At 56.5% G+C, this 21,772-nt stretch carries 26 protein-coding genes and 2 tRNA genes; 4 read left to right on the forward strand and 24 right to left on the reverse strand.

Annotated features, from left to right (window positions below):
- The first annotated feature begins 174 nt into the window (after window positions 1-174).
- The 4 genes from cofG (at window position 175) to OS112_09915 (ending at window position 2,831) form a co-directional block, all read left to right on the forward strand.
- Window positions 175-1,161: a 7,8-didemethyl-8-hydroxy-5-deazariboflavin synthase CofG gene (gene cofG / locus OS112_09900; GenBank protein WAC06174.1), complete on the forward strand. Its 987-nt coding sequence runs from the start codon at window positions 175-177 to the stop codon at window positions 1,159-1,161.
- Entirely contained in the window at window positions 1,158-1,862 is a 705-nt protein-coding gene (locus OS112_09905) for a phosphoribosylaminoimidazolesuccinocarboxamide synthase (GenBank protein WAC04753.1), read from the forward strand. The genes cofG and OS112_09905 overlap by 4 nt, the downstream gene beginning before the upstream one ends.
- Before the next feature lie 108 nt (window positions 1,863-1,970).
- Complete coding sequence (locus OS112_09910) at window positions 1,971-2,282, forward strand: ferredoxin:thioredoxin reductase (GenBank protein ID WAC04754.1); 312 nt, start codon at window positions 1,971-1,973, stop codon at window positions 2,280-2,282.
- A 36-nt stretch (window positions 2,283-2,318) separates the two neighbouring features.
- A complete protein-coding gene (locus tag OS112_09915; protein WAC04755.1) occupies window positions 2,319-2,831 on the forward strand; it encodes a DNA-deoxyinosine glycosylase in 513 nt (170 codons plus the stop codon).
- A 40-nt stretch (window positions 2,832-2,871) separates the two neighbouring features.
- Here OS112_09915 and OS112_09920 read toward each other — a convergent pair whose 3' ends face one another.
- The 24 genes from OS112_09920 to OS112_10035 all read right to left on the reverse strand — a co-directional run bounded on the left by OS112_09920 (window position 2,872) and on the right by OS112_10035 (window position 21,733).
- Window positions 2,872-4,524 carry an AarF/ABC1/UbiB kinase family protein gene (locus tag OS112_09920; GenBank protein ID WAC04756.1) on the reverse strand — a complete coding sequence of 551 codons (1,653 nt, stop codon included), beginning with the start codon at window positions 4,522-4,524 and terminating at the stop codon, window positions 2,872-2,874.
- Window positions 4,525-5,057: 533 nt separating this feature from the next.
- Window positions 5,058-6,299: a DNA methyltransferase gene (locus tag OS112_09925; protein WAC04757.1), complete on the reverse strand. Its 1,242-nt coding sequence runs from the start codon at window positions 6,297-6,299 to the stop codon at window positions 5,058-5,060.
- Window positions 6,300-6,420: 121 nt separating this feature from the next.
- Window positions 6,421-6,957, reverse strand: a complete 537-nt coding sequence (locus OS112_09930; protein WAC04758.1) for an N-acetyltransferase — start codon at window positions 6,955-6,957, stop codon at window positions 6,421-6,423.
- 88 nt (window positions 6,958-7,045) lie between these two features.
- Complete coding sequence (locus OS112_09935) at window positions 7,046-8,050, reverse strand: UbiA family prenyltransferase (protein WAC04759.1); 1,005 nt, start codon at window positions 8,048-8,050, stop codon at window positions 7,046-7,048.
- Between the two features lie 155 nt (window positions 8,051-8,205).
- The gene (locus tag OS112_09940) at window positions 8,206-9,897 is read right to left on the reverse strand and encodes a glutamate--tRNA ligase (protein WAC04760.1); all 1,692 of its coding nucleotides are present in this window, start codon (window positions 9,895-9,897) and stop codon (window positions 8,206-8,208) included.
- Window positions 9,898-10,860, reverse strand: a complete 963-nt coding sequence (locus OS112_09945; GenBank protein WAC04761.1) for a polyprenyl synthetase family protein — start codon at window positions 10,858-10,860, stop codon at window positions 9,898-9,900.
- 12 nt (window positions 10,861-10,872) lie between these two features.
- A complete protein-coding gene (locus OS112_09950) occupies window positions 10,873-12,210 on the reverse strand; it encodes an RNase J family beta-CASP ribonuclease (protein ID WAC04762.1) in 1,338 nt (445 codons plus the stop codon).
- A 54-nt stretch (window positions 12,211-12,264) separates the two neighbouring features.
- Entirely contained in the window at window positions 12,265-13,356 is a 1,092-nt protein-coding gene (fni, locus tag OS112_09955) for a type 2 isopentenyl-diphosphate Delta-isomerase (GenBank protein WAC04763.1), read from the reverse strand.
- A 15-nt stretch (window positions 13,357-13,371) separates the two neighbouring features.
- Window positions 13,372-14,124 (reverse strand): isopentenyl phosphate kinase, encoded by a 753-nt coding sequence (locus tag OS112_09960; GenBank protein WAC04764.1) that lies wholly within the window; start codon window positions 14,122-14,124, stop codon window positions 13,372-13,374.
- A complete protein-coding gene (gene mvk / locus OS112_09965) occupies window positions 14,117-14,986 on the reverse strand; it encodes a mevalonate kinase (protein ID WAC04765.1) in 870 nt (289 codons plus the stop codon). Before mvk ends, OS112_09960 begins: the two co-directional genes overlap by 8 nt.
- 1 nt (window position 14,987) lies before the next feature.
- Complete coding sequence (gene amrB / locus OS112_09970) at window positions 14,988-15,776, reverse strand: AmmeMemoRadiSam system protein B (GenBank protein ID WAC04766.1); 789 nt, start codon at window positions 15,774-15,776, stop codon at window positions 14,988-14,990.
- A gap of 66 nt (window positions 15,777-15,842) precedes the next feature.
- Window positions 15,843-16,454, reverse strand: coding sequence for a 30S ribosomal protein S2 (rpsB, locus tag OS112_09975; GenBank protein ID WAC04767.1), 612 nt, complete (start codon window positions 16,452-16,454; stop codon window positions 15,843-15,845).
- Complete coding sequence (gene eno / locus OS112_09980) at window positions 16,451-17,638, reverse strand: phosphopyruvate hydratase (protein ID WAC04768.1); 1,188 nt, start codon at window positions 17,636-17,638, stop codon at window positions 16,451-16,453. The genes rpsB and eno overlap by 4 nt, the downstream gene beginning before the upstream one ends.
- An 8-nt stretch (window positions 17,639-17,646) precedes the next feature.
- A complete protein-coding gene (locus OS112_09985) occupies window positions 17,647-17,820 on the reverse strand; it encodes a DNA-directed RNA polymerase subunit K (GenBank protein WAC04769.1) in 174 nt (57 codons plus the stop codon).
- 30 nt (window positions 17,821-17,850) lie between these two features.
- Window positions 17,851-17,925: transfer RNA gene (locus OS112_09990), tRNA-Pro, on the reverse strand.
- Between the two features lie 15 nt (window positions 17,926-17,940).
- Window positions 17,941-18,129, reverse strand: a complete 189-nt coding sequence (locus tag OS112_09995) for a DNA-directed RNA polymerase subunit N (protein ID WAC04770.1) — start codon at window positions 18,127-18,129, stop codon at window positions 17,941-17,943.
- A gap of 30 nt (window positions 18,130-18,159) precedes the next feature.
- Window positions 18,160-18,561: a 30S ribosomal protein S9 gene (locus OS112_10000; GenBank protein ID WAC04771.1), complete on the reverse strand. Its 402-nt coding sequence runs from the start codon at window positions 18,559-18,561 to the stop codon at window positions 18,160-18,162.
- Between the two features lie 12 nt (window positions 18,562-18,573).
- Window positions 18,574-18,996 (reverse strand): 50S ribosomal protein L13, encoded by a 423-nt coding sequence (locus tag OS112_10005; protein ID WAC04772.1) that lies wholly within the window; start codon window positions 18,994-18,996, stop codon window positions 18,574-18,576.
- Window positions 18,997-19,003: 7 nt separating this feature from the next.
- Complete coding sequence (locus OS112_10010) at window positions 19,004-19,369, reverse strand: 50S ribosomal protein L18e (protein ID WAC04773.1); 366 nt, start codon at window positions 19,367-19,369, stop codon at window positions 19,004-19,006.
- Entirely contained in the window at window positions 19,366-20,196 is an 831-nt protein-coding gene (locus tag OS112_10015) for a DNA-directed RNA polymerase subunit D (protein ID WAC04774.1), read from the reverse strand. The genes OS112_10010 and OS112_10015 overlap by 4 nt, the downstream gene beginning before the upstream one ends.
- On the reverse strand, window positions 20,196-20,594 hold the full coding sequence (locus tag OS112_10020; GenBank protein WAC04775.1) for a 30S ribosomal protein S11: 399 nt from the start codon (window positions 20,592-20,594) through the stop codon (window positions 20,196-20,198). The genes OS112_10015 and OS112_10020 overlap by 1 nt, the downstream gene beginning before the upstream one ends.
- 1 nt (window position 20,595) lies before the next feature.
- Window positions 20,596-21,147 carry a 30S ribosomal protein S4 gene (locus OS112_10025; GenBank protein ID WAC04776.1) on the reverse strand — a complete coding sequence of 184 codons (552 nt, stop codon included), beginning with the start codon at window positions 21,145-21,147 and terminating at the stop codon, window positions 20,596-20,598.
- Between the two features lie 4 nt (window positions 21,148-21,151).
- Window positions 21,152-21,613, reverse strand: a complete 462-nt coding sequence (locus OS112_10030; GenBank protein ID WAC04777.1) for a 30S ribosomal protein S13 — start codon at window positions 21,611-21,613, stop codon at window positions 21,152-21,154.
- A 35-nt stretch (window positions 21,614-21,648) separates the two neighbouring features.
- A tRNA-Ser gene (locus OS112_10035) sits at window positions 21,649-21,733 on the reverse strand.
- Between the last annotated feature and the right edge of the window lie 39 nt (window positions 21,734-21,772).

Genomic DNA, 21,772 nt, shown 5'->3' on the forward strand with positions numbered 1-21,772 from the left:
TCATCATGGGTCTTTGATAATGAGGTGAGATCAGGGATTTCTACAGAGCCGATAAATAAAAAAATGGCTTTTTGGAAAGGCGCCTCCGGAAATTTCGGCCTGATATCCGGCAGAAAAAGAACTATTGCACGGCAGATCAAAAACTACCGGGGCCAAAAGCTGCGTGATACTCCCATGGCGCACCGCACCATAACCTATTCCCGAAATATATTTCTCCCGCTCACCACCGTCTGCCGGAACCGGTGCGGGTACTGCTGCTTCCGGACACCGGTACAGGACGGGTGCCTGCTTGCGCCGGAGGTTGTGGAAGAGACGATAAAAAAAGGGGCTGTGCTGGGGTGCACCGAGGCTCTTTTTACCTTTGGCGAACGCCCCGAACTGGAGCCCGGGTTCATCCCCTGTCTCCAAAAGGCCGGGTACGGGAGGTTCCTTGACTATGTGTACGAAATGTGCAGGAAGTCTATTCATTACGGTTTGCTCCCTCACACCAATGCCGGCATCCTGACGTATAATGAGATGGACAGGCTCCGTGAAGTGAACGCAAGCATGGGGATCATGCTCGAGACCACTGCTGATGTCCCCGCCCACCATAACTCCCCGGGAAAAAAACCGGAAGTCCGGATTGAAATGATGGAGGATGCCGGAAGGCTTAAGATTCCGTTTACCACCGGGCTCCTGCTGGGCATCGGTGAGACACCGGTGGATCGGGAGGAATCCCTTGAAGTGATCCGCGCCATGCACCGGCGTTTCGGGCACATTCAGGAAGTGATCATCCAGAATTTCTGCCCCAAGCCCGGAACGCCGATGGAGGGCACCCCCGAACCGACAACCCGCGAGATCTGCGCAACCATCAGGCAGGCCCGCGAGATCCTCCCCCGCGATATCGCCATCCAGATCCCCCCCAACCTGATCGATGCGCAGGCGCTCATCCCCTGCGGGGTGGATGACCTTGGGGGCGTCTCCCCGCTCACGATCGATTACGTGAACCCGGAGCACCCGTGGCCGGAGATCGGCCGGCTCAAAGAAATTGTCGGCGACGCGGAACTCAAAGAGCGCCTATGCATCTACCCGCACTTCATCGAGCGTGGGTGGTACCCCCCTGTCCTGCAACCCCTAATAAACAGGCTCGCACATACATTAGATAAGAGGAAAAATCCGTGAAGCAGCGCGAACTGTTATACGAGGGCAAGGCGAAGTCCGTGTACCGCACGGAAAAAAAAGGCAGGCTGATCGTCAGGTTCCGTGACGACATCACAGCATTTGACGGCAGTAAAAAGGATGTGCTGGAGGATAAGGGCAGTTACAATGCCCGCGTCTCCGCATTCTTTTTTGAATACCTTGAAAAGCACGGGATAAAGACCCATTTTGTGAGCATGATTGACGACTGCACCATGGTCGTGCGGGAACTTGCCATGATCCCGTTCGAGGTGATTGTCCGGAACGTTGCTGCAGGGTCGATTGTCCGCAACTACCCGATAAAAGAGGGTACAAAACTCGATCCGCCCGTCATTGTCATTGATTACAAGGACGACACCCGGCACGACCCGATGCTCAACGACGACATTATTGCCGCCCTCAGGCTCTGCACCCCGGCAGAACTCAAAAAGATCAAGAATACGGCACTCAAAGTCAACGACCTGCTCTTTTCCCTTCTTGCAGAACAGGGCATCACGCTCGTTGACTTCAAGATGGAGTTTGGCAGGCAGGGAAAGGTGATCTACCTTGGCGATGAGATCTCGATGGACTCGATGCGCCTCTGGGACAAAAAGACCGGAGAATCGCTGGACAAGGACGTGTACCGGTTCGACAAGGGCGACGTCATGGCGACCTACAACCGTGTGGCAAAGAGGATCATCGAATAACAGAGGGGATGCCGGTAATAAAGAAGGATTTTAATTCCATGATCCAGTGCATCGAGCGCAAAGCATAACGTGTCAGATAAAATACAATCCACAGGTAAAAGGGATAGAATGAAGAATTCTAATAAAGTTCGCGATACCATGCCGGATGAAGATACTTCCGGAGCGGATATGCTGAAATGGGCGAAGGGCTATGCACAGCAGCATAACCTTGTCCTTAACCCGGATGAAAAACAGCTTGCGACGGTGATCCGTGGGCTTGTCAGGAACAGGGAAAAGTTCGGGCACAAGTACTGTCCCTGCCGGCTCCGCAGCGGGGACGAGGAGAAAGACCGGGCGATCGAGTGCCCGTGCGTGTACCATACGGACGAGATCGCAAACGAAGGCAGCTGCCACTGCAAGCTCTACTTTAAAAAAGACTGATATCCGGAGATTTTACCGCACACATCCTTTTTTCCTATGGCTCCCCCAAGTTCCGGCACTGGTTCCCTGAGGTGTAAAGGGCTGAAACCGGTAATTGGCAGTGCGCCTGTCATTCTCATTCTCGGCAGTTTCCCTGGCGAAACGTCCCTTGCCGCCCTCAGGTACTATGCTCACCCGCAGAACCAGTTCTGGCAGATAACAGAACATCTCTTTAGCGTTGACCGTCACCAGGACTATGCACAGCGCACCGGGGAGCTGGTCCGGCGCGGCATTGCCCTCTGGGACGTCATTTCCTCCTGCAGGAGGGAAGGGAGCGCCGACCACAGGATCAGGGACCCGGTTTTTAATCCCATAGAACGCCTGCTCACATCCCACCCGACAATCCGCGCCGTTGCATTCAACGGGGCTGCCGCTGCACGGTATGGGGCAGGGATCCGGCTCCTGGAATGCATCTGCCGGATTCCGTTGCCATCCACGAGCCCGGCAAACACAAGGTTTACCCTTGCAGAAAAGGCGGGATACTGGGAAGTGCTCAGGGAATTCCTCTGAATAACGAGAGAGAACATCGGAGCAATAAATAAAAAAAAGTCTACCGTTCCAGCCTGAACTTCAGGAATATGACATGGTAGATCGCATAGAACCCGACGAGCACCGCGGCGCTGTAACCGAGGATTGCGAGCCAGAACACTTCGTTTGGCAGGGTCAGGGAGGAAGAGATCAGGACAAGCGATGAACCGACCACGAGCGCTGCCACGACCAGCCCGATCATCAGCTTGTCGCTCGCACGGTCAAGTGCCATCTGGAGCTTCTGGATATCGGTATCGACGACTTCGAGCCTGACGGTACCGGTGGATAGGCGTTTTAACATCAGGTTCACGTTGCGCGGCAGGTCAAACATCCCGTCGACCGCCTCCATCATCGAGTTGGACGCCCGTTTCAGGTACGCGGCGGAAAGGTTGTTGGTGTCGGCAAGCTTGGTCAGGTAGGGCGTGATCTCCTTTCCGAAATTAAAGAACGGATCAAGCCGAATCCCGATATCCAGCACCATTACAAAGACCTTTAATAAAAGCATCAGGTTCATTGGCACTCTGAGCCGGTACCGCCGCATCGTATCGGTGAGCTCGGTAACCATCAGACCGAAATTGAACTGCTGCACCTGGTCGCCCCCGAAATCGTGGATCATGATATAGAGGTCGTCACGAAGTGCCTCTCGGTCGCTCTCGTTGATCTGGATGCCGAACCCTTCAAGGGACTTGAGCATCAGCTCGATATCGTCGGTCACCAGTGCAAAGAGCAGGTTGATAAAGAGCTGCCGCTTTTCAGGGCGCAGGACACCGACAATGCCAAAGTCGAGGAATATAACGTCGCCCTCTTTTGTAACCAGCAGGTTCCCCGGGTGTGGATCACCGTGGAAGAAACCGTCCTCAAAGATCATCTTGAGGTACGCGTGGAAACCCCGGACACCGACCTCGTGGGGGTCAATGCCCAGGTCCCGGATCGCTTCAACATTGTCGATCCGCACTCCTTCGACATACTCCATCACCATTACGCGGGACGAGCAGTACTCCCAGTATATCTTCGGGAACCGGATGCCGGGAACGTTAACGAAATTGCGGGACATCCTCTCGGCGTTGCGGGCGTCCCGCATGAAGTCGAGTTCCTTTCGTATCTGCTGGGCAAAGTCCTCGACCATGCCGATGGGATTGTATAACCGAACCTCGGGAAAGACTGCATCAAATCGCTCTGCCATCGACATAAGGATTGCAAGGTCGGTCTCGATAACATCGGGAATGCCGGGGCGCTGGACTTTGACTGCAACCCTCGTCCCGTCCTTAAGCACGGCGCAGTGGACCTGCCCGATTGATGCGGATGCAAGCGGTGCCTCGTCAATCTCGAGGAACCAGTCATCTATATCCGGGCAGGTCTGGAGGATCACGCCCTTGACATCAGAAAAGGGCAGCGGTTTGGCATGGTCCTGCAGTTTTTTGAGCTCTTCGATGAGCTCCGGCGGCAGGAGCTCCGTCCTCGTGCTCATGATCTGCCCGAACTTGACAAACGTCGGGCCGAGCTCTTCGACTGCGAGACGTATCCTCTCGTAAACGGTTGAGGTCTCAGACGGGCCGCCGGGGGTGGGGAGACGGAACCGGGATTTTCCCGGGAACAATTTCTCCAGCGCTATGCCAAAACCGTATTTGCCCAAGATGTCCACGATCTGGGCGTACCGCCGGATCTGTGTGACCATGCGTAGTGGTTGGTTGTCAGCCTACTTAACCATCACTTCTTAAATATCGTGTTGAATACAACAATTATGACCAATCGTAGCCTCAAACGAGGCGGAGATTTGTCTATTTAGGGATTGGCTGTGTTAACACTACTTCGAAGAACTCTGATGAGTTCTTCTCCAGTCTCACCACTTCGTGGTTCGACAATTCAAAGATTCTTTTAGAATATTCTCGTGTCTTATCTCTCCGATATTCGGCAATTCGAAGAACTCTGATGAGTTCTTCTCCAGTCTCACCACTTCGTGGTTCGACAATTCTAAGATTCTTTTAGAATATTCTCGTGTCTCATCTCTCCGATATTCGGCAATTCGAAGAACTCTGATGAGTTCTTCTCCAGTCTCACCACTTCGTGGTTCGACAATTCAAAGAACCTGCGGGTTCTTCTTGTGACCGTTTGCTCCGGCTGTCGGAAACAACCATTTGAAAAAACCCAAGTTGTATTAATATAAGGGTTTTTTTATTAAAATTATGATCGGAAAACGGCAAAACCGGATCAGGGCTCTTTTCTGAACACCACGATCCGGTTCGTGTTGGTGCCACAGCCCATATTATCCACACCCCAGATATGGGAAGTCTTGGTGAATGCCTGTGCATTGATCATCACCGCTTTGCAGGAAAATCCGGCACTCATCCCGATCGGGACGACGTGCTCTTCAAGCCGTACTGTCCCTTTTCTCACCTCGCCGACTTCAAATGCCACCCACCCGCCGGGCGCTGTGACCCTGTATAGTTCATCAAACACCTTTCCCATGACCGATTTCCACCCATCCACCGTCCGCGCCATCGTGATAGCCTTTCCTATTGCATCGCTTTCAAGACCATTGAACCAGCACCGGAGCCAGTTGTCATCACGGTACTGCACGATGTCAAGGAACGGGGGGGATGTAACCGTGAGCTGCACAGAATTATCAGGTATTTCAGGAGTCTCCCGTGCGTCGCAGGTCAGGAACCTTGCCCGTTTTCCGGCAGTTTTCAGGGCGCGTGTACGGGGAGTTGTCAGTGTGCGCAAGAGGCTCTTTGTTTTTTTTTCAACCAGACGGTGCGTGTCCCGGTACTCCGGCACCTGTTTTCTTTGCGTATTGATACGTTTCTGGCTATCCCGCGATACTGCCTGGTTGGGCGGCAGAGTGTAGACGGAAAAGAACCCTGACGAATGCCCGGTCAGCCGGTTGGTCGCAACCATCGCGATCCACCGGTCAACCATATCTTCTGATCCCTGCTCCCGTTTCCCGCACAGGTACTCCCGGATCGCGATAATCTCGCGTTTGGTCCTTGGGTGATAAAACATCGAAAGGTCGACAGAATCATTTCCTGTGTTGCGGGGGATCGCACGCAGCCGCCCCTCAACTGTCACGATCTGCGGGGGAAAGAACCGGGGTTCGGTCACGATTCTGGAAAGAGGGTTTGCGTCATTTGCAATAACATTGCGGCCAAGGAGCCCCGCTTCGATGACTGTTGTCCCTCTCCCGGAAAACGGGTCGTACACGGTATCGCCTCTTTTGGTCAGTAACCCGATGAAAAACCGGGGGAGCTGGGGTTTGAAACAGGCGCGATAGGAGATCTCGTGGATCGAGCATGCCTGCCGCTGTCCCGCTGTCCAGAACTCGTTGCTATAACAAGGTACAGCCTGCCCGCCACAGGTAACCGTGCCCGCCCGGGTCGGGACTTTTTTGGGTGCCGGGCTCACAAAACCTGCAAGATACTTTTCAAGATCTGGGGGGCTCAAACCTGCCATATGGATCGATCGTTAAAGATAGATGGGGAGGGGAAACGTATAGCCTCTGTGATAATATACCGGGATACGCGGGCAGGGAATGAAAGACTCTTTCTGTACTGGCCGGAATGATCCCTTCCGTTCATTTTCCTTGCCCGGAGACCGCGTCAAACCCGCCCGGGTACCGTACCGTCCCGCGTATCCCGTCAAGCGCCCCTTCGTCCAGCCCCAGAACCATGAACGCTTCATCCGGGACGGGAAACGGTGCTTCAATACCATACCTGCGGGCCGGCATAAAGCCGAACCGGAGATAGTAATCCGGGTGGCCGACCAGGACCACAATATGGTGCCCGAGCCGCCTGCACGCCGCAAGCCCGTGCCGTACTAGCTGCGAGCCGATCCCACGGTGCTGGTACTCCGGGAGCACCGCCATCGGCGCAAGGGCGAGTGCGGGGACCCGTCCGGCAGGTGAATCAATGGAGATCGGCGGAAAAAGGATATGCCCTGCAATAATCCCGCCGTCAACCGCAACCATTGAGAGTTCAGGAATGAAATCCCCCTCACGTCGCAATGCATTGACCAGCTCTGCTTCGGCAGGTTGCCCGAATGCCCTGAGGTTCACATTGAAAATGGCAGGGATGTCAGCAGGGATTTCCGGTCGGATGGTGATGGCACTCATGAATGATTCCTCCGGGTCGGCAAACCGTTATCAACACTTTCTGTCGCAAAACACCATAACGGCATCGAACACGCCTTGGCATACCCGGTCAGAACAACCCGATCCGGATTGCGGAGTCCAGAATAAGCGAACCCGCATAGATCACCATTGTAATGTGAAACAATGGCAGCACCTTCATTGCAGTGTCCGGGTCCCTGTTCTGCAGGATCACCACGTTTGCTGCCCCCATCAGGAACAGCCCGATCAGGATGCCCCCCCGGGCTATCGTGCCGATTTGGTGGAACATGAGCGCCGCGGCAACGGCATGCAGGAGAGTGAAACCGGCGATCCAGTATACCGTCCCGTTGATCCCGTAGAGCAGGGGGATCGTCCTGAGCTCACGGGCACGGTCGTTTGCGATATCGATTAAGTCGTTTGCGCCAAGGTGCGCCATTGCAAACGGGTAGAAGAAGACAAAATAGGCAAGCGCAGTTCCGTCAGGGTATCCTGCACAGAGGTATCCGGCGACAGGAAAGAGCGCGAAGTCCATGCGCCCGACAAGCTGGGAGACCGGAAACGACTGGTGTCGCTTTTTTATCTGGTAAAACACCTCGGCCGCGTAGGAGAAGAGCATGATGGCAAAGACAAAGAGGCAGTTGGGAAACGGGAGGGTCGCTACCAAAAACAAGGTCGTAACAAAGAGCAGCGCGAACAACCGGAATGCCGCCTGCGGGGTTACGAAACCGGCGGGAATCGGGCGGTTCCCAAAGAGCCGCCAGTATTTTGTGAGCCGGTAATTCTCGATATCGCGGCGGTCATAGTCCCGGTCAATGTAATCGTTGAGCACCAGCCCGGCTTCAAACCCGAAAAACCCGATTAATGCTCCCTTGAAAAGCAGCCACCACGAGAATGTCCCATAGGCGGCAGCCGCGAGCATTAGCCCAGAACAGAACAGGAGCGGCCACGCAAAGAAGAAGTGGATGCGGGTGAGGTCCGCGTACGCCTTGAGCACCGGCACGAAACCATCCGGTGCGCCATCCGGTGACGGCGCCGCTGCACCTGCGGCAGCCGTGACATGCGTATCCTCGGCCGGTTGCAGGGGACTATCGTTCATACCTGTATCATATCTCCCCGGAAGATCGGGAAAATTCCACCCGGTATTTGTGTCGCACCGGGTAATAATACGGTCGAATGCCCAGCCGTATACTGGGGATGTACCTGGAATGGGATGGGGGGATGACCCGTTTTCCAGCCGCTCCATTTAGAGTATCACTTGTGTGTGAAATACGCAACGACACCGGTGGTTGAGACCGCATCGACCCGTGCAAACCCGACGCGCTCGAACTGCACAACCTTCCCGAGCTCCTGCCGCACAGCCGGCTCGCACATGCCCTGCTGTTCGCCGTCCTGAGTGACGAGCGTGCACGGGATGCAGCCCTGTGCCGGCAGCCACTGGATAATCGGCGCCTTTGCCGCCCGTGCTTCCGCGAGCGCATCGCCCGCGTACTCCATCTTCGGGATTCCACCATTCCATTTGACCTTCACATTGAAGAGGTCCTTGAGCCTTACCATCGCCATTGTAAAAGAGATCTCCGCTTTGGGGAGCAGCACCGTCCCGGTGAACACAAGCGTCCGCACCCCGCGTGCAGGATCAGAAGGGTGGAGCATCGCATGAGCAGTGTGGTCCGGCGCTCCTTTAATTGTCACTGATACCGGGCCGGGCACAAAGAAGTACCGGTTCGCGACAGGGTCGACAAGTTTCCTGCTCTCCGCGTACAGGTTGTCCCAGGAGAACGAGATGTCAGTCTCGCCAATCCCGATTGCAAGCATCGCGTTCTTCACTGCCTCCGGCGAGATCCCGCGGCGGGCGAGCGCCCGGAGCGTGCCGAGCCGGATGTCGTCCCAGCCGGTATAGGTCCCCTCCTTTATACCGAGCCGCATCTGCGAAGTGGAGAGCACAACACCCTCGATTCCCATCCTGCCATAGTGCCGGTACACGGGCACCTTCCAGCCGAAATGGTCGTAGATGAAACGCTGCCGACGGGTGTTTGCTATGTGGTCTTTTCCCCGGATCACGTGCGTTACACCGAGGAGATGGTCATCGGCAACAACCGAGAAGTTCATGAGCGGGTAGACATGTGCTTTTACCTTCGGGTGCGGCGGGGAGTCAAGGATACGGAACGCAGGGAAGTCCCGCATCGCCGGGTCGGGGTGGTGAAGATCGGTCTTTACCCTGACAGACGCTTCCCCTTCGCGGAAGGTGTGATCGAGCATCTTCTCCCAGAGTATCAGGTTCTTTTCAGCAGAATGCCCCCGGCACGGGCAGGCGGTCTTTGCCCCTTTAAGTTCCTTAAAGCGCTCGTTGTCGCACGTGCAGACATATGCCCCACCCGTCTCGATCAGCTGCCTGCAGAGGTCGTAATAGAGCGGCAGCCGGTCGCTCTGTGTAACCGTTTCGGTGATGCCAAGGCCGAGCCATGCTATATCTTCTCTCACCGTATCGTACGCTTCCGGGTCAACCCGCTTGGGGTCGGTATCTTCAATACGAAGGATATACCTGCCGCCGTACTGCTTCACGTACGCGTCGTTGAGCACCGCGGCCCGTGCATGCCCGATATGGAGCGGCCCGGAGGGGTTGGGCGCAAACCGCATGACGACGCCGTTTTCCGCTCCCTCAAGGTCCGGGAGGACTTTTTTGCGTTCGTGCTTCTCAGAGAGCGCTGCATACATGTCCGGGGCAAGCGCCTGCAGTTTTGCCACCCTCTCACCCGGGGTAAGCCCTGCAACTTCTGAGATCACTTCCCGGGCAAGCGTGGAAATCTCCTTTGCCCGGCTCCGCAGTTCAGGGTGGGCTCCCATCACCATACCGATAACGGCACCTGCCTGTGGGACCCCGCCATGCTTCACCGCGTTCTGGAGCGCACAGCACAAGAGCAACTCCTTTGGCTCCTGCCCTGCCATCTAGAAACTCCGTGTCACAAAGAATTCGCCGATGTCCATTAAGAGCTGGCGTTCCTGTGTCGGGGGGAGGAGCGCTAGGTGCCTGTTGCTGTCGGCGACAAGGTCTGCTGCAACCTTCCTGACATCGGCAATAACACCTGCGTCGGTGAGCTCCCGGATTGCCGCTTCGATATCAGCATCCGTGAGGTCGCGTTTGTATTTTAAAAGATCGACCCCTTTTTCCCTCGCCTTGATTGAAATAAGCGTCTGCTTTCCTTCGCGGAGATCGGAGGCACGGTCTTTCCCGCTCTTTTCCGAAGAAGTTAAAAGATCGATGAGATCGTCCTGGATCTGGAACGCGATTCCGGTGTTGAGCCCGAAGTTATAGAGCGTTTTTGTCTGCTGTGCGTTGCCGCCGCCAAGGATCGCCCCGATCCCTGCAGCTGCTGCATACAGGACGCCGGTCTTCTTCTTGACCATCTCCATATATTCGTACTCGTTCACATCGTCCCGCCTCTCAAACGACATGTCCATATGCTGCCCCTCGCAGATATCGGCACAGGCGCGGGCAAGCATCGATACCGCACGGGCCTTTGCATTGCCATCGGCATTCGAAAGGCAGATGAACTCGAATGCACGGGCATAGAGGACATCGCCGGCCAGAATACCGGTCGGGACGTCCCATCTGGTATGAACGGTCTGCACTCCCCGCCGCAGGGAATCGTCGTCCATGATGTCGTCATGGATGAGGGTGAAGGTATGCGTGAGCTCGAGCGCGAGAGCCGCCTGCATAATATCATAGGAGCTCCCGGGCTTCACCGCATCCGCTGCAAGCATGACAACCGCGGGGCGCAGCCTCTTTCCCCCGGCAGCGAGGAGATGTGCGGATGCCATGTTCAGCTCACCGACCCGGCAGGTAAAATACCGGTCAATCATGTGGTTTATCTGTTCTGCGACGGATGAAAGGTAAGGTTCAAGCTCCATGGCACAATTCCCCTAGTTCAGTTTGAGGCGCTGCCCGTTCCTGAGCATATGCAGGTCAGAATGGAGCGTGTACCCCATGTCCGATGCAAAGTCCGCATAGCTCGCGGTCATTTTCATGGATCCGTGCGCAGGGATGACATGCTGCGGGTTGAGTATCTGGACCATCTCGTAGTGGTCTTCGCGGTACGCGTGGCCGCTGACATGCAGGTCTTCAAATATACGCACTCCCGCAAGTTTCAGGTGCGCTTCGATCATGTACCGCTGCCCGAAGTTCATCGGGTTGGGGATGACGTTTGCCGAGAAAACGACCTTGTCTCCTTTGGCAAGCAGGTAGGGAGTGTCTCCCGTGGCGACACGGGTCAGGATCGAACCGGGTTCGCCCTGGTGGCCTGTGACAATCGGCATGAATTTTTCCTTTCCCTCCTTCATCATCCTTCGCATTGTCCGGTCGACGGTGCGCCGGTTGCCAAAGACGCTGGTCGTAGACGGGAACGAAACAAGCTTCATCTGCTCGGCAGTTACCGAGTACCGCTCCATCGACCTGCCAAGGAGCACCGGTTTTCTCCCGATCTCGTGGGCGCATTCCGCAATGGTTTTGACACGCGAGATATGGGAGGAGAATGTGGAAACAAGGATTGCATTCTTGTCGTCCTCGTAACTCGTGATTGTGTCCCGCACAAGGTTGCGGGCAATCCTCTCGCTGGGACACCTTCCTGACCGTTCGATGTTGGTGCATTCCACAATCAGGGCGATTACTCCTTCCTTCCCGATCTGCCGGAGCCGCGCAAAGTCCGGCGGTTCACCGATCACCGGGGTCCGGTCCAGCTTGAAGTCCAGCGCATAAACAATCGCGCCGTGCGGGGTGTGGAGCACCGCGACCACCGTATCGATGATCGAGTGCTGCATCCGCACAAACTCAAGCACCAGTGTCTGCGAGAGCGTGTACCGCTGCCCGGACTTCAGCGGGAAGAGCTTGTTGTTGACCCCGAATTTCTGCTCGCCCGATATCTGCTGGCGGATCAGCTCGGTGGTGTACGGGGTTGATATGATCGGCGCGTTGTACCTGTGCGCCAGTTTGGGGATTGCACCGATATGGTCAAGGTGCCCATGGGTGCAGACAATCGCTTTCACGGTCCCCTCGACCGAGTTCATCATCGTGTCGTCCGGTATCGCCTTGATCTTTATCAGGTCAAGGGAGTGCATATTCTCGATCTCCGCGTCTTCGTGGATCATCACCTGATCCAGGCGGAGTCCCATGTCAAAGATGACAATTTCCTTTCCGCAGCGGACGGCGGTCATATTCCGCCCGACTTCATCATACCCGCCCACTGCGATAATCTCGATATCCATGTATACTGTCTCCTGTTCTCGTTTTGTTGTGTGTGAATAAAAAAAATTTAAAAATTATTTCCTGATGCCCGCCGGATTATCCCTGTCGATCATCTGCCGGGTCTTTCCGGTGACAAACATCCGCGCTTTCCTAAGGTCTGTGACGCGGGCTGATCCTGTAAGGAACATTGCAGCATCCAGTTGCCGGTGAACCGCATCGATCTTTTGTCCGAGCGCCTCGTCGCTTTCAAGAGCGGCGGGAAGGAGCGGGAGCGCCATCCCGCAGAGGTCGGCCCCGAGCGCGAGCGCTTTTGCCATGTCCAGACCACTACGTATGCCTCCTGATGCAATTACTGAACCCGGGGACGCCAGCACTTCGCACAGGCTCACAACCGTGGGGATCCCCCAGTCTGCAAAGTCCTCGCCGAGGGCCATTTTATTCCTGTCTGCAGGGTTCCGGTTCTTTTTTGCCCGTACACTTTCTACCGCAGCCCACGACGTCCCGCCTGCCCCGCCTACATCAAGTACTACAACTCCCGCACCACGACACTTCCGCGCAGTCTCTGCCGAGATACCGGAACCGGTCTCTTTCACAATCACCGGCGTCTTTGTGTCCTTGCAGAGCGCCCGTATGGCATCGAGACATCCGGCCGCGTTATGGTCTCCTTCCGGCTGGATTGCTTCCTGCAGGAAGTTAAGGTGGATTGCGATTGCATCTGCACCGATCATCGCGACAGCCTGCTCCGCCCATTCGATGCCATGGTCGCGGAGCTGGACGGCGCCGAGGTTTGCCACAAGAAACGCATGCGGCGCCTCATCCCGCACCACCGAGAATGTGTCGGCAAGGCCGGGGTTTTCAAGGGCAGCCCGCTGGGAGCCGACACCCATGCCGATCCCAAAGCGCTCTGCTGCCCGCGCAAGCCTGGCATTCACCTCTTTTGTCTCCGGGTGCCCGCCGGTCATTGCAGAGATAAAAAGAGGAGATGAGAATGTCCGGGACAAAAAACGAGTGCGCCGGTCAATCGCTGCCATATCGCACTCCGGCAGCGCGTTGTGTACGAACCGTATGTCGGAAAAACCGGCATCGCCACGCTCGATATCCTCCTCTGCGCAGATCCGCAGGTGGTCAAGCTTCCGTGACGATGTAAAATGTTTTTTGTCTCCCATGGTCTCCCTCCCTTTTTATTTTCTCACTTTTGTCCCGCCGCAGTCCCTTCCGATAAGGAAATCGGGGACGCGTGAGACATGGAAAATTTCAGACCCGACACCCGCACGCGCGAGGTCGAGCAGTTCATTGATCTTCCCTCTCATTCCACCGGTGACATCGGTAAATGTCGAGCTGCCGATATCGAGGGCGCGGGCAGATGCCGGTGTAATCTCCGGCACAACCGTCCCCCCATTCAGCACTCCCGGTACATCGGTGGCGAGCCCCACACGGTCAATGCTGATCAGCGGTGCGAGATAGCGCACAAGCTGGTCACCTGACACGATGCAGGCGCCCCGGGACTTGTCCATCACCACATCGCCGTGGATCACCGGAACCATCCCGAGGGTTAACATTTTTTCAAGCTGCCGCTTCTCGAATGCGACCAGCCTCCCGTTATCTGCAAACGCGACATGAAGCGGGTGGATTCCCAGCGCCTCCACGCCATGCCCCTGCAGCGCTGCTACTACCGCATCATTCAGCCGGGCAACCGCATGGTGCGTGACCGCGATGCCTTCCGCATGCCCCGCGTTTGCACCGCGGTCGAGATGATACCGCTTTGCTTCCGGATGGCCGCATGAGCCGGCGCCGTGCACGATTACCAGGCCCGGTACCGGGTTTTCTGCCACTGCCAGTGCAATGTCAGCGACCTGCGCATGGTTGATCGCACAGTCGCCGCTCTTGTCGGTGATCACGCTCCCGCCAAGCTTGAGCATTACACGGTCAGACATGTTTCTCCTTTCGTGCACCTTCGGTGTCGATACCGGTCACGATCGCCCGGGCATTGCATGCCTCGATTGCCTTTGCCACCCGGTGCTTGAGCCCTTTTGGGGTTACAGCGACCATGCATCCCCCGCCACCCGCACCGGTCAGCTTTGCGCCAAACGCACCTGCCGCCCTTGCAGCAAGCACGAGACGCGAGAGCGCCGGGTGACCCACCCCGAGGGCATCGAGCAATGCATGGTTCATATCCATGTACCTGCCCAGTTCCTGCGGGTTGTTGAGGTGGTGGATCGCGTTCAGGCTCACCCCCTCGATCGCATCGAGCAGGTGGCTGACAATCTCCGGATGTTTTTTTTTGAGATCGCTTACCTGCTCTACCATCTGGGAGGTGTTGTGCGATACGAGGGTGTCGCCGATTACGATGTGGAGGTTCTGCGGGGGAAGGCGCCGGCGGGAGGAGCCGGTGATCAGGACAATCCCGCCATAGGATGATACGGTGGTATCGGTGGGGCTTGCCCTGCCTTTCTGCACCTTCTTTTCGATCCCAAATGCCATGTCGGCGATCTCTTCCCGCGTTTTGCCCAGATGGAATTCATCGTTGATGGCGCAAAGCGTGGCAACCGTCACTGCTGCAGACGACCCAAGACCGGACGAACTCGGGATCTGCGAGTTGATGTACACGCTGCCATTGACACCCAACTCGGTAAAGCAGTTGTGGATGTAAGGTGAACCCGCTGACTGGGGACGTTTGCTCTGGCGCACGGTCACATAGACGCGGGGCTTGATCGCCATCGCAATTCCGGGTTTGCCGTACACCACCGCATGCTCGCCGAACAAAAAGACCTTGCCCGGCGCACTCCAAGTTGCCAACCTATATCACCGCAATGGCCGCATACCCCACGACTTCAGCCCGGTCACCGGTTACATCCCCGCTTGTCGCGTACTTAAGGAGCCTGCCCTGAGTTGCCCCCATCGCCCGGCACGCTTCCACCATGGCCGCAATCGGGCCGTACCCGCAGGCAGAGACCTTCCGCCTTTCAATGCGTAAAAAGAACTCCCCGATGTCAAGCGACTGCAGGGATTCGATCGCATACAGGTCATTTTCCCGGGCGAGCGCCTCCGGAATATAATGGGAGAAATCGCTTGACGCAACGACCCGCACGTCCCGCCTGGTAGCCCTGGCTGCGGCAGTTATTTTCCTGCCAAGGTGCATCGCGCTCTCTTCGTCCTGCCCGCCCATCATCACCGGTGCAACCCTGGCCCGGGGGAACCGGAACTTGATAAACGGCATCTGGACTTCAAGCGAATGCTCATCTGCATGCGAAAACTCGTCAGTTTCGATATCGAGGGCTTTTACAAATGCTTCGTCCGTATCGATCACACCGAGCGGTGTTTCCCATGGGACTGCCGACGCTGCTGTCATGTACCCCCGGTGGGACGGGCCTATCACCACGAATGTGCCCGAGAAGTCAGAGGGGATTGCGGCATATGCCCGCGCCGCAACCTCCCCTGAATAGATATACCCTGCATGGGGTGCAACAATACCCAGTGCATCCACCGGTTCGCCGCCTTTTGCAAAGAACCGGGTGAGCAGCTGCTCAAGATGATTGGGTTCCCGCGGGTAGAACATCCCCGCCACTGCGCATGCACGCATCTTCATCGGATAAACCCTCTGGTCAAACTGGTATATCCAGATATCGGTTGCCAGAAAAGCCGGGCAGCCGGATCAGATATCAGTCTCAAAGTCTTCGGGGGCCAGTGCCGTGGATATGCCGCGGAGCCGGAGCATCTCGCGGGTGAGCAGGAAGTAGACCATCGAGAGCGCTTTTCTCCCCTTGTTGTTGGTCGGGATCACAAGGTCGACAAACTTGGTCATATTGTTGGTATCGCAGAGCGCGATGACCGGAATGCCGCACTGGACGCCCTCGTGGATAACCTGTGCATCGCCGATAGGGTCAGTGACGACAATCACTTCAGGTTCGATGTAGCCGTCAAGTACCGGGTTGGTGAGGAGGCCGGGTATGAATCGTCCGGTAGCTGACATTGCGCCGATCGTGTCGGCAAACTTCTTTGCCGGGTACTGCCCGTACTGGCGGGAGGTGACGACAAGGATATTCGGGGGCTCATAATGGTTCAGGAAGTTTGCCACGGTCTTGATACGTGCGTCGGTCTCCCGGATATCCAGGATATAGAGCCCATCACCGCGGACGCGGTAGATGAACCTCTTCATGTCTTCGCTCTTCTGCTGGGTGCCGATGTGGACACCTGCCGCAAGATAATCTTCGACAGGGACGAGCGGTTCTTTTAATTCAATTTCCATCTCGGTAACTTGGGTCATATCTGTTCCTCTATGCGAATCAGTTCGTTCAGTTTTGCAATGCGTTCCCCGCCAACCACACCGGTTTTTAAGAAAACACAGGAGAACGCGGTTGCGAGGTGTGCAATTGTCGTATCAGTGGTCTCACCGGACCGGTGGCTCATCACCGTGTCCAACCCCTGGGTATGGGCAAGCCTGACCGCGTCAAAGGTGTCAGTCAGGGTGCCCACCTGGTTGGGTTTGATCAGTACGCAGTTCGCGGATGCCGATTCGATGCCCTGCAGGATACGGTCGACCTGCGTGACAAAGATGTCGTCACCGCAGACAAGGCACCGGTCACCGACCTGTGCGTTGAGATCGGCAAAGCCGGAAAAGTCCTCTTCATGCATCGGGTCTTCGACATAGACAAGCTTGTATTTGTCCACAAGCTCCGCGATGTACGCGACCTGATCTTCGGTGGAGCGCTTCTTCCTGCGGTACTTGTAATGCCCATCGCTCCAGAGCTGGCTTGCCGCAACATCGATGCCCATATCTACAGATACGTTCATCTCGTCGGCAACGGTACTGCAGGCTTCGGCAATAATATCGAATGCAAGGGCGTCATCTATCTGGGGCGCCCATGCACCCTCGTCTCCCTTGCCGCATGCCTTGCCCTTCTTGTTCAGGATCTCTTTGACGGTGCGGTGCACTGCTGCGTTAGCAAATACTGCTTCCTGCACATCGGCAGCATCGCCCGTGACCACCAGGAACTCCTGGATCTCGGTCGCATCTGCAGCGTGCGCACCGCCGCCGATCACGTTCCCGAGCGGGAGCGGCATCTCGGTAACAAACGCCCCGGCAAGGTACCGGAAGAGGGGCATGCCCCCTGCCGACGCAGCGGCTTTTGCGTTTGCAAGCGACAGGGCGACGGCGACATTTGCACCGATGCCGGAGAAGTTGTCTGTCCCGTCAATATCCCGGAGCTGCTCGTCAAACCCCGCCTGATCGGATGCGTCCAGGCCGATAAGGGCCGGCAGAAGGTTTGCCATTGCGCTCTCGACTGCATCCCCCGGGGGAAGGACTTTTGCCTCCCGTGACCCGGTGCTTGCACCGGCAGGGGCTGCTGCCCGGCCGAACCCTGATGTCGTGAGGATATCGGCTTCGACTGTCGGGTTCCCCCGGCTGTCCAGGATAACCCGGAGCTCGACTGCTTCAATCAACGTCATGGGTGTGTTCACTTCCTCTTTACGGTAATGGGTATTTTGTTTTGGGTGAATTCGTCGATCGCAATCTCCAGCGGATCGATCCTTTCGGTTTTGATGAGTAATGGTGCACCCATTGATATCTGCAGAGCACGGGCTCCGATAATCCGCGCCCGTTCATACCGGGTATATTGTGGTGTCTGCATGTGTCTTCCTCAGAATGGTCTAAATTAAAATGGGGTCGCTGAGATTCGAACTCAGGTCACTGCGTCCCGAACGCAATAGGATGGACCAGGCTACCCTACGACCCCCCATAAATGCGCCTCTCACTGGTACGGGTTGAGCTCATCGATGATCTCATTGTGCGTGAGCAGCATGCGCCGGCAGCAGTAGCGGGTAAGACCGAGGTCATCGAGGATCTTTTTGGGATCCTCGCCAGCTGCCCGCCTCAATTTAAACTCTTCAAACGCTGTGGAGACTGGTTTTCCACAGGTGAAGCATCGTACGGGTATCACGATTGTCGACCTCTCATTCTTTCTTTTATCCTAACGATAAGACTTTTGGAACTTCTTGCGTGCACCGCGCCCGTGCGGCTTTTTCGTTTCCTTCTGCCGCGAATCGTTGACAAGCAGCGTCCGGTCGTACAGCAGGTACGTGTCTTTCATCTGGGGATCGTTATGCCATTCGACAATTCCCCTCGCGAGAGCAGTGCGGATGGCTTCCGCCTGCCCCATCGAACCCCCTCCTTCAACATCGATAGCGACATCGATGCCGTTCACCGCGTTGGGCACAAGCAGGAGCGGTTCGGAGATCTTCATCCGTGTAACCTCGGTCCCGTACTTGTCCAGCGGGACGGAGTTGATCCGGATGATGCCCTTACCGGCCTTGAGCGTAGCCCGTGCGATTGCCGTCTTGCGTTTTCCACTTGTGTTGATGATCTTGACCATAATGACCACCCGTTAGAACTTTGCCCCCAGAAAGGTGCAGACTGCACCAAGGGTGACAAACTGTACATTGTTCAGCCGGTTCATGTGTGCCTCGTCAGGCACCTCCATCTCTTTACCCACGAAATCGACCGGGATGCCCACGTAGCACCGGATACGCCTCATCGCGTCAACGCCACGGGGGCGTTTGTACGGCAGCATACCGCGGATCGTTCTCTTCATTAAGTGGTCCGGCCTGCGCGGGAGGAACGGCCCCCAGCCGGTTGAACCCCGGCTGCGCTTGGTCTGGTAATTGGAAAGCACCCGCGCCCGGCTGCCTGAAATGATTGCCTTTTCCGCGTTGACGACCGCGATCTCCTCTCCGGCAAGCGCCCGCTGTGCGACAACGCTTGCAAGCCGTCCAAGGAGCATGCCATCACCGTTGATTACTGTCACCATCGTATGTTCACCTCAGGATACGGACACCGCTTCCCTTCGGGTTGTCCTGCAGGAGCTGTTCGATTGTCATGCACTGCCCTTTCGCGTCCCGGATCTTGCTTGTCGCTGATGCCGAGAAGTTCAGTGCCGCCACTTTCACCGATTGTGAAAGGGCGCCGCTGCCCAGCACCTTTCCGGGGACGATGATCGTCTCACCTTTCTGGGCGTAGCGCTCGATCTTGGAAAGGTTGACCTCGGCATGGTTCCTGTTGGAGGTCTCCAGCCTGCTTGCGATCTCGCGCCAGATCTTTGCCTCATTCTCGCGTGATGTATTCTTTAAGAGCGATATGAGATTGGTAAGACGGGGGTTCGTCTTTTCCACGGTTCTTGTCATTTCTTGTCATCCCCTGAAATTTCGCGTGTCTGTTTCTCCAGCTCGTCTGACTGTCCTTTGATGTGTTGCAGCGCCTGGCGCAGGATCTCTTTTACCGGAAGCGACCCGTCGCCTTCGACCACGAAAATATACCGGTCGGGCTCTGCTGAGACCTTGATTGCCGGTTCGTCCCCGATGCCGGTTGCCACGCATGCCCGTTCGCAGAGCCTGCACATGGAGCAATCGGATAGCTTGCCCTCAATAACCTCGACCTTCTTGCCTTTTGCGGCAAGGATTTCCCGCGGGCATTCCTCAATGCACATCCCGCACGCATCGCAGGCATCTGAAATCGCAATGACGGGATGGTTCTTGTACCCGCAGACATTCGTCGGCTGCCATTTGGCATGCTCTTTTCCGGTGTTGAGTTCCGCCCGCGCCTCGAGCACGAGCTTCTGCCCCTTGGTGAGTTTTACGATTGGGATATTATCATGCACCGGGACCGCTTTGGGGTCCTGCGGGATCAGGTCGCTTGACTTGACCATTTTGGGGCCTTCTACACTCAGGGTATAAGTGACCGAACAGCTCGGGCACCCCGCACCACCGCATGCACAGGTCTCCTTGCGGGAGTACGTGGCAAGGTCGGTGATGATCGGGATCAGCCCGAGCCGGTGGGCAAGCATCTCGTCGAAGAGTGCGCTTGTATTGTCATAGATGCGCACTTCGTCGATCGCAAGCGTCGGCACTTCAGAGATCATCGCCCTGCGCAGTGCATTTGCAAATGAGGGGGGGGCACCGATAAGTGTGAATCGCGCAATAGTATCGTCAAGACTTGCAAACTGGATCTCCATCACACTCTCCTTCCTCGTCTGCCACCCTTCGGACGGCATGAGTCGTGGGGGATAGGCGTGACGTCTTCAATCCTGCCGATGCGCATGCCGGCACGGGCGAGCGCACGGATTGCTGCCTGCGCTCCGGGCCCGGGGCTGCGCTGCTTGCCCTGCCCGGGTGCACGCACCTTGACATGGACACCAACGATTCCCTTCTCTTTTGCAGCAGCCGCAACATTTCCGGCCATCTGCATCGCTGCATACGGCGAGCTTTCGTTACGGTCCTGCTTGACCACCATGCCTCCTGAGCTCTTGGTCACCGTCTCTGCGCCTGATAGGTCGGTGATGGTGATGATGGTGTTGTTAAACGATGCGAAGATATGGGCAATGCCCCACTTCTCCTTGTCTGATGCTGCCATCTTATCTCACTCCCGGGGCTTTGGTGATACGCGCTTTTTCTGCATGGGAGTCCGCAACAAACGGCGATTTGCCGTAGTAGCTGATCTGCCCTTCTTCGGTGCGGCTAACCCGGTAACCGGGGATGCTCACGCGCCTTCCGCCGACCGCGATATGCCCGTGGGTGATGAGCTGCCGTGCCTGCTTTGGCGACCGTGCAAGGCCTTTGCGGTACACCAGCGTCTGGAGCCGTCGCTCGAGCTCGGTCTGGATCTTGAGGGAGAGGATGTCATCGATATCCGCATCCGGGCCGAGCAGTCCTCCCCTTTGCATGGAAGTGATAAGTTCAGACCTTTTCGCTTCAAAGAGCGGCCGGTCAGTACTGCTTGACATGAGCGCAAGCAGGTTGCGTGCCCCTTTCCGGTACTTGCGCAGGATGCTCTGCGCCTTCCACACTTCCCGCTTGTTCCGTAGCCCGTACTCGATGACAAGCCGTGTCTCCTGCTCAATCCGCGTCTTTTCAAACGGGCGTTTGGGAGTCTGGTATGATTTATGGTTCTTTCCCGGGTATCCCATGGTTTTACGCGCCTCCCTCTTTGGTCTTCTTCACACCAACGGTCGCGCCGGTTCTGCCCGTGGACTTGGTGCGCTGCCCGCGGACTTTCTGCCCGGTCTCGTGGCGGATTCCCTTGTAGCAGCGAATCTTTCTCATCATGTTGACATCGTCATCTCTGGCCATCGTCACATCGATGCCTAACAGGTGTTTTGCTTCACCGGTGTAGACATCCTTGGGCCGGTTCGTCATCCATGACGGCACTTTGGTGCCATAATGGTCGATGACGGCACGGAGCCGGTTGACCCCGTCCTCATCCAGACGCCCCAGCGTCGTATATTCGTTGACTTTTGCCATGCGGGAGATAACGCTTGACGTATGCCTGCCCACACCCTTGATCCCGGTGAGGGCGACACGGACGGATTTTGTCCCGTCCAGATCGGTGGTGCCAATCCGTACAAAGTATTTTATGTCTTCTTCCTGAGCCATCCAATCCCCTCGTTTTTGTGAGATTTTCTCTGAAGCGCTGAGGGAGGGATTTGAACCCTCGAGTCCCAGGGGGACACAGGTTTAGCAAACCTGCGCCATACCAGGCTTGGCTACCTCAACAGAGGAATCTCGCATCTTTTACAGACACTCGCAGCAGAT

This window comes from Methanoregula sp. (genome assembly GCA_026625165.1).
Classification (GTDB): domain Archaea; phylum Halobacteriota; class Methanomicrobia; order Methanomicrobiales; family Methanospirillaceae; genus MVRE01.

What these genes read in the sequence shown, in the direction of transcription:
- cofG (WAC06174.1), top strand. Translation starts at nt 175, where the DNA reads ATGGCGCACCGCACCATAACCTATTCCCGAAATATATTTCTCCCGCTC.
- OS112_09910 (WAC04754.1), top strand. Translation starts at nt 1,971, where the DNA reads ATGAAGAATTCTAATAAAGTTCGCGATACCATGCCGGATGAAGATACT.
- OS112_09915 (WAC04755.1), top strand. Translation starts at nt 2,319, where the DNA reads ATGGCTCCCCCAAGTTCCGGCACTGGTTCCCTGAGGTGTAAAGGGCTG.
- OS112_09920 (WAC04756.1), bottom strand. Translation starts at nt 4,524, where the DNA reads ATGGTCACACAGATCCGGCGGTACGCCCAGATCGTGGACATCTTGGGC.
- OS112_09925 (WAC04757.1), bottom strand. Translation starts at nt 6,299, where the DNA reads ATGGCAGGTTTGAGCCCCCCAGATCTTGAAAAGTATCTTGCAGGTTTT.
- OS112_09930 (WAC04758.1), bottom strand. Translation starts at nt 6,957, where the DNA reads ATGAGTGCCATCACCATCCGACCGGAAATCCCTGCTGACATCCCTGCC.
- OS112_09935 (WAC04759.1), bottom strand. Translation starts at nt 8,050, where the DNA reads ATGAACGATAGTCCCCTGCAACCGGCCGAGGATACGCATGTCACGGCT.
- OS112_09940 (WAC04760.1), bottom strand. Translation starts at nt 9,897, where the DNA reads ATGGCAGGGCAGGAGCCAAAGGAGTTGCTCTTGTGCTGTGCGCTCCAG.
- OS112_09945 (WAC04761.1), bottom strand. Translation starts at nt 10,860, where the DNA reads ATGGAGCTTGAACCTTACCTTTCATCCGTCGCAGAACAGATAAACCAC.
- OS112_09950 (WAC04762.1), bottom strand. Translation starts at nt 12,210, where the DNA reads ATGGATATCGAGATTATCGCAGTGGGCGGGTATGATGAAGTCGGGCGG.
- fni (WAC04763.1), bottom strand. Translation starts at nt 13,356, where the DNA reads ATGGGAGACAAAAAACATTTTACATCGTCACGGAAGCTTGACCACCTG.
- OS112_09960 (WAC04764.1), bottom strand. Translation starts at nt 14,124, where the DNA reads ATGTCTGACCGTGTAATGCTCAAGCTTGGCGGGAGCGTGATCACCGAC.
- amrB (WAC04766.1), bottom strand. Translation starts at nt 15,776, where the DNA reads ATGAAGATGCGTGCATGCGCAGTGGCGGGGATGTTCTACCCGCGGGAA.
- rpsB (WAC04767.1), bottom strand. Translation starts at nt 16,454, where the DNA reads ATGACCCAAGTTACCGAGATGGAAATTGAATTAAAAGAACCGCTCGTC.
- eno (WAC04768.1), bottom strand. Translation starts at nt 17,638, where the DNA reads ATGACGTTGATTGAAGCAGTCGAGCTCCGGGTTATCCTGGACAGCCGG.
- OS112_09985 (WAC04769.1), bottom strand. Translation starts at nt 17,820, where the DNA reads ATGCAGACACCACAATATACCCGGTATGAACGGGCGCGGATTATCGGA.
- OS112_10000 (WAC04771.1), bottom strand. Translation starts at nt 18,561, where the DNA reads ATGGTCAAGATCATCAACACAAGTGGAAAACGCAAGACGGCAATCGCA.
- OS112_10005 (WAC04772.1), bottom strand. Translation starts at nt 18,996, where the DNA reads ATGGTGACAGTAATCAACGGTGATGGCATGCTCCTTGGACGGCTTGCA.
- OS112_10010 (WAC04773.1), bottom strand. Translation starts at nt 19,369, where the DNA reads ATGACAAGAACCGTGGAAAAGACGAACCCCCGTCTTACCAATCTCATA.
- OS112_10015 (WAC04774.1), bottom strand. Translation starts at nt 20,196, where the DNA reads ATGGAGATCCAGTTTGCAAGTCTTGACGATACTATTGCGCGATTCACA.
- OS112_10020 (WAC04775.1), bottom strand. Translation starts at nt 20,594, where the DNA reads ATGGCAGCATCAGACAAGGAGAAGTGGGGCATTGCCCATATCTTCGCA.
- OS112_10025 (WAC04776.1), bottom strand. Translation starts at nt 21,147, where the DNA reads ATGGGATACCCGGGAAAGAACCATAAATCATACCAGACTCCCAAACGC.
- OS112_10030 (WAC04777.1), bottom strand. Translation starts at nt 21,613, where the DNA reads ATGGCTCAGGAAGAAGACATAAAATACTTTGTACGGATTGGCACCACC.